This is a genomic window from uncultured Pluralibacter sp. (assembly GCF_913775985.1).
Taxonomy (GTDB): Bacteria; Pseudomonadota; Gammaproteobacteria; order Enterobacterales; family Enterobacteriaceae; genus Pluralibacter.
Genome location: NZ_CAJYMB010000070.1, coordinates 1 through 3,966, shown reverse-complemented (window position 1 = coordinate 3,966; position 3,966 = coordinate 1). Strand labels below are relative to the sequence as shown.

At 57.4% G+C, this 3,966-nt stretch carries 6 protein-coding genes; 2 read left to right on the top strand and 4 right to left on the bottom strand.

Going from position 1 to position 3,966, the window contains the following annotated elements; genetic code table 11:
• The 3 genes from QZ766_RS07620 to QZ766_RS07610 form a co-directional block, all read right to left on the bottom strand.
• On the bottom strand, window positions 1–88 hold an 88-nt coding region (locus QZ766_RS07620; RefSeq protein ID WP_297199664.1), incomplete at its 3' end, for a hypothetical protein.
• 8 nt (window positions 89–96) lie between these two features.
• The gene (locus QZ766_RS07615; RefSeq protein WP_297199663.1) at window positions 97–753 is read right to left on the bottom strand and encodes a 3-oxoacid CoA-transferase subunit B; all 657 of its coding nucleotides are present in this window, start codon (window positions 751–753) and stop codon (window positions 97–99) included.
• A gap of 11 nt (window positions 754–764) precedes the next feature.
• The gene (locus tag QZ766_RS07610) at window positions 765–1,451 is read right to left on the bottom strand and encodes a 3-oxoacid CoA-transferase subunit A (protein WP_297199660.1); all 687 of its coding nucleotides are present in this window, start codon (window positions 1,449–1,451) and stop codon (window positions 765–767) included.
• A gap of 168 nt (window positions 1,452–1,619) precedes the next feature.
• Between QZ766_RS07610 and QZ766_RS07605 the strand changes: the two genes are divergently transcribed.
• Entirely contained in the window at window positions 1,620–2,426 is an 807-nt protein-coding gene (locus QZ766_RS07605; protein ID WP_297199658.1) for an IclR family transcriptional regulator C-terminal domain-containing protein, read from the top strand.
• On the opposite strand, the gene smrA is transcribed toward QZ766_RS07605, so the two are convergent.
• Window positions 2,423–2,986, bottom strand: coding sequence for a DNA endonuclease SmrA (smrA, locus tag QZ766_RS07600; RefSeq protein ID WP_297199656.1), 564 nt, complete (start codon window positions 2,984–2,986; stop codon window positions 2,423–2,425). The genes QZ766_RS07605 and smrA overlap by 4 nt on opposite strands.
• A 636-nt stretch (window positions 2,987–3,622) precedes the next feature.
• Between smrA and QZ766_RS07595 the strand changes: the two genes are divergently transcribed.
• A partial coding sequence (locus QZ766_RS07595; RefSeq protein ID WP_366509390.1) for an acyltransferase family protein occupies window positions 3,623–3,966 on the top strand: 344 nt, incomplete at its 3' end.

The window sequence follows — 3,966 nt, the reverse complement described above, 5'->3', positions numbered from 1 at the left end:
CTAAATCGTCCGCCCGCACAGTGGCCAGCGCGCCGCCGAAGCGGCCGAAAGGCGTGCGGAGCGCATCACAGATAAATGCCTGAGTCATGGGATTCCTTACGCGCTTTTCGCCAGCGCAGCAAAAGTCAGCGCCACCGGGGTAATACGCTGCAGTTCATCAAAAGAGAGATCGTTAAAAATCTCGCGCACCACCGGGCCGTCGGCGGTGATATCGATCACCGCCAGATCGGTATAAATACGGCTGACGCAGCCCACGCCGGTGAGCGGATAAGTACAGTGCTCCACCAGCTTCGACTGTCCGTCGCGGGTCAGGTGATCCATCATCACGTATATGTCCCGGGCGCCGATAGCGAGATCCATCGCGCCGCCCACCGCCGGGATTGCGTCCGGCGCGCCGGTGCTCCAGTTGGCAAGATCGCCCCGGGCCGAGACCTGATAAGCGCCCAGCACGCAGATATCGAGATGGCCACCGCGCATCATGGCGAAAGAGTCGCCGTGGTGGAAAAAGCAGCCGCCGGGCAGCAGCGTGACGAACTCTTTCCCGGCGTTAATCAGCTCCGGATCTTCTTCACCGGGCTGCGGCTTCGGTCCCATGCCCAGCAGGCCGTTTTCGCTGTGCAGGAAAATCTCTTTGTCGGCGGGCAAGTAGTTAGCGATGCGGGTCGGCAGGCCGATCCCGAGGTTAACGTAGGCGCCGTCGGGAATATCCTGCGCCACGCGTTTTGCCATTTCATCGCGGGTTAACTTTTGCATGATGGTGCTCCTCAGGCGCTTTTGGCGGCGGTCAGATGCTGCAGGGAGAAGACGCGCTGGACGAAGATGCCCGGCGTGATAATCGCTTCGGGGTCAAGGGAACCCAGCGGCACCAGTTCCGAGACTTCGGCCACCGTTGTCGTTGCGGCCGGGGCCATGATCGGACCGAAATTGCGCGCCGCTTTGCGGTACACCAGGTTGCCCCAGCGGTCAGCGTGATGGGCCTTGATCAGGGCGTAATCGGCGCGGATTGGGTACTCCAGCACGTACTGGCGGCCGTCGATTTCGCGGATCTCTTTGCCTTCCGCCAGCGGCGTGCCGTAGCCGGTGGGTGTAAACACCGCCCCCAGCCCGGAGCCGGCAGCCTGAATGCGGCAGGCCAGGTTGCCCTGCGGCACCAGCTCAAGCTCCACTTCCCCGCGGCGGTAGAGGTCATCAAAAATCTGCGAGTCCACCTGGCGTGGAAAAGAGCAGATCATTTTGCGCACCCGGCCCGCTTTCAGCAGCGCGGCAAGGCCAATTTCGCCGTTGCCGGCGTTGTTGTTGATGATGGTGAGGTGGCGGGCGCCCTGGGCTATCAGGGCATCAATCAGATAAGTGGGCTGTCCGGCGGGGCCGAAGCCGCCGATCATGATGGTGGCGCCGTCGGGGATCCCGGCGACGGCCTGCTCCAGCGACTCAACGCTTTTGTCGATCATCAGGTTGCTCCTTGCGGTGCGCTTATCGCACAGCTGTACGTTGTTTCCCCAAAATGTGACCTGCGCAACAGGGCGGGTCAAGGGCGATAATCGAAATGTTGTGCGATAATCGAACGTAGGTTATGTTTGTTGCAATAATGTGATCAATGACAGATTCAGAGGTGTAACATGACCCGCCATCCCGACGATGTCCTGAACAGCGAGAGCGATCCGTTTAAGGGCGATCCTAATTTTATGGCTTCGCTGGCGCGTGGGCTGGAGGTGCTGCAGGCTTTTACCCCCCAGCGCCCGCTGCTCTCCATTTCGCAAATAAGCCTGAAAACCGGTATTCCCCGCGCCGCGGTGCGCCGCTGCCTGTATACCCTCGGCAAGCTGGGATTTGTATACGCCGAAGACGGCAGAAACTTTCAGCTGCGCCCGCGGGTGCTGGCACTGGGCCACGCCTGGCTGGCCTCCACGCCGCTGGCGCGCTCGGCGCAGCCGGTGCTGAAGCATCTGAGCGACATGCTGAACGAGTCATGCTCTATCGCCACCCTCGACGGGGACGACATTCTGTATATCGCCCGGGCGTCAAGCTCGCGGATCATGACTATCGATCTGGATATCGGCAGCCGCCTGCCGGCCTGGGCAACGTCAATGGGGCGGGTGCTGCTGAGCTATCAGCCGGAAGAGACGCTGAACGCTATGCTCGGGCGGGTCACGATGATCCGCTATACGCCGCAGACGGTGGATTCGGTCAGCGCGCTGCGCAGCGAGCTGAAGCAGATACGCCAGCAGGGCTACGCGCTTAACGATCAGGAGCTGGAGATGGGGCTGCGCTCGCTGGCAGTGCCGCTGTTTAACGCCAGCGGACACGCGGTGGCAGCGCTAAATGTTGGCGTTCACGCGGCGCAGATGCCGTCCTGCGAGATGCTGGAACGGGTGCTTCCCGAGCTGCAAAAAGCCGCCCGGGAGTTGACGCTGCTGCTGCGCTAGCGGCTGCGCTTGGCGTGCCGCTCCCAGTTATCCAGCCTGGCTTGGGGGGATTTTTTCAGCGCCACGTAGCAGGCACCGCTGCCGCCGTGGTGCGGCAGCGCGCAGCAGTAAGCCTGCACCGCGTCCAGCTCGGTGAGCCAGCGGGCAAGATAGCTGCGCACAATATTGGCGTGGGCGCCCTCTTCCCGGCCCTTGCCGTGGACGATCAGCACGTTGCGCAGTCCGTCGTGCAGAGACTGATGAATGAAAGCAAACAGCATCTGCCGGCACTGCTCAACCGGGCGGCGCAGCAGGTTCAGGCTGGCCTGCTGGCCGTATTTACCCAGCCGCAGCTTGTCCAGCACGCCGCTTTGCAGCCCTTCACGTTTGAATTCCAGCGGCGTGTCGAGGGGAAGAATATCCAGAAAGCCGGTGGTCAGCGGGTTATCCAGCTGCAGGGCGTCCAGCTCCTGCCGCGGGCGGACGTTGCGCTGCGGCTGCCAGCGGGTTTCGCTGCGGACTTTCAGGGGCTGGACATCCTCCATGGCGTCAAGAAAAAGTGATTTGTCGTCAGGTTGCATGAATGTCTCCTCCGGGTGCTGCGACGGCTGATGATGAACTATAGCGGCAGCGGCCCGATGGCTCAATCCGTTTTGCCGCCGCGGACGGCGTGTGATTTTTGCGGGAATATTATCACTTATTCCGAAGAATTATTATGGCGCTAAATAAAGAATAAGACTGTGGCATGTTATTTAATTGCGGGATAAACAAACTGCGGAGTGATTATAAATGTAACCAACTGCGTCGCGGCGTAAGATAATAATATAAGCAAAAGATATAATCGTGTTTATTTTATAGACAGAAAAGTGTATTACCCACTGTAACTATTGATTTTATCTGTATTCATCAGGATTTATACATCTACAAACAGTGTGTAAATACTGGCTATCAACTTTTATTTAAAATATAAGCATGTACTTGAAGATATAAAGCAACCATGCTAAATAATAAATTATTGAACCGCTCTGCTACTGTCTGCACCATCATCGAAAAATAAAATTATAATTTCTCAATCTGACAACTGGCGCTGCTTGCTAACGCACCTGATATGCGAGCCGCGTGAAGTATGACGGGTATATCTGTGAATCATCGGGGTAACTGAAATGAGTCGAAATACGACAATTGATCTAATGCGGTTTATCGGAATACTGTTAATTATGTTCGCCCACGTCGATCCGCCCAACACGCTGTTCCAGATAAGAACGTTCGACGTGCCCATGATGGTGTTTGTTTCCGGTATGTCGTACTACACCTCCGGAAAAACCAGCGTAAAACTAAAACCTTATATTCTCTCCCGCTTTAAGCGCCTGGTGCTGCCGGTATGGGCTTTTCTGGTGGTCTTTTTTATCGTCATTGCGCTGTTTCACGTCCCCGGCTTTCAGGACATCCTCACCGCGCAAACTATTTTCCTCACGTTCCTGCTGAGCGGTTTTAGCTACGTGTGGATAATCAAAATATTTCTGCTGATGGCGCTGCTCTCGCCGCTGCTTACCCGCGTGGC